Annotated in this window: 1 protein-coding gene; it reads right to left on the bottom strand. The window is 58.0% G+C overall.

Annotated features, from left to right (window positions below; genetic code table 11):
* Positions 1-1,255 (bottom strand): amino acid adenylation domain-containing protein (locus I6F20_RS37500; protein WP_225131578.1); only part of this gene is annotated, 1,255 nt, incomplete at its 3' end.
* Positions 1,256-1,495 lie beyond the last annotated feature (240 nt).

The following is a 1,495-nucleotide window of genomic DNA, read 5'->3' as shown; positions in this document are numbered from 1 at the left end:
TTTTAACCTGACGATCCCGTCGACCGAGACATTCCAGAAGCCCGTCGGAACGAACGCGCCCAAGATCACCTGTCCGATATAGGCGCCGGAAAGATAGGTCGTTTGAGAACGGGTTCGGCCCAAACGCATCCTTGGTGCGGACATGGTCATTGACGTAACCGGCAGCGACACCGACGCCGCTAACACAGATTTCGCCGACTTCTCCTACACTGCAGAGTCGTGGTCCGTCCGCGACATAAACCTCAACGTTTTGAATTGGCCTGCCGATCGGCACATAAGGCTCAGCCAGCGCAGGCGGAACGGAAACCAGATGATGCGTCACGCCGTCGGCGCACTCGGTCGGCCCGTAATGATTGAGAATGGAAACGCGGGGATACAAGGCCAGCCACGCACGCGCCAATCCGGGCGTTAGAGGTTCTCCGACCGTAGAAATAATCCGCAAGCCGTCCATGGCTCGCTCTGCCGCGGCAAGCGATTGCAGATATTCAACAAACACTGCCAGCATCGACGGAACGAGTTGGACGATCGTAGCGCCGCATCGTTGAATTGCTTGAAGGAGCGATGAGGGCGATCTCAGTGTCGAATCATCGATGATTGATGTAGAGGCTCCGACGCAAAGCCCAGAAAGAAGCTGCCAAAGCGAGATGTCAAAGCAGTGCGATGCCGTTTGCGCGACGCAATCCGTCCGAGTGAGACTTAGGGCATCGATCTTTGCCGCCAAATGATTGTTTAGGCCGTCGCGCTCGATCATTGCGCCCTTAGGCTGGCCCGTCGAACCAGACGTAAACAGAATATAGGCAAGTCCATCCGCGTTCGGGGATGGCACAACAGACGAGGTCTGCACCCGGCGCAGTGCCGCCTCTATAGCTACGAATTGCGGAGCTGCTTTGCTGCTCTTCTGGAATAGGCTGAGCGAATCCGGCCGGTCTCGGCCCATCAACAAAGCGCAGCGGCTCTGCTCGATCATGAATGATGTACGGGAAGCCGGCAGCGATGGATCGAGCGGTAGGTACGTTGATCCAGCTTTCAAAATTGCGATGACCGCCGTCGCCCAGTCGAGGTCCCGCCCTCCCCAATAGCCGACAACCGCGCCGCGAGCACCCTGCTCTCGTAAGGTCCTTGCAAGGGCATCCGATCTTGATCGTAGCGCCTCATATGTGAGTTCGTCTGCGCCGTGCCTCAGCGCAACTCTCTCCGGATCCGAATCTGCAAGCCGATCGATCGCCGTGACCGCGTCAACCGGTTGACGTTCCATAGACTGCTCCTTGCCTGATTGATTTTCCGTAGGCACGCGCCCCGCCATTCGTCGCCTTCTTCGGCGCCCAAATCGGAACGCCGGAGCTCGTCATCGAGGTGACATGCGCAGCCACCCTGATTCCGCACGTCGGTTTTGTCCGTATGACCTTCTCGCTGTTCGCTTCTGGCTCGATGATCGGCAGAGGAACAGGAGGACGCTAGGACCCCGCGTCCACTTTGGCACCTACCTACTCTTGTA

Origin of the sequence: Bradyrhizobium sp. IC3123 (assembly GCF_020193625.1) — a bacterium.
In the GTDB taxonomy this organism is placed as follows: Bacteria; Pseudomonadota; Alphaproteobacteria; order Rhizobiales; family Xanthobacteraceae; genus Bradyrhizobium; species Bradyrhizobium yuanmingense.
Note: the sequence above shows the minus strand (reverse complement) of the source record. Positions and strands in the feature narration are given on the sequence as shown.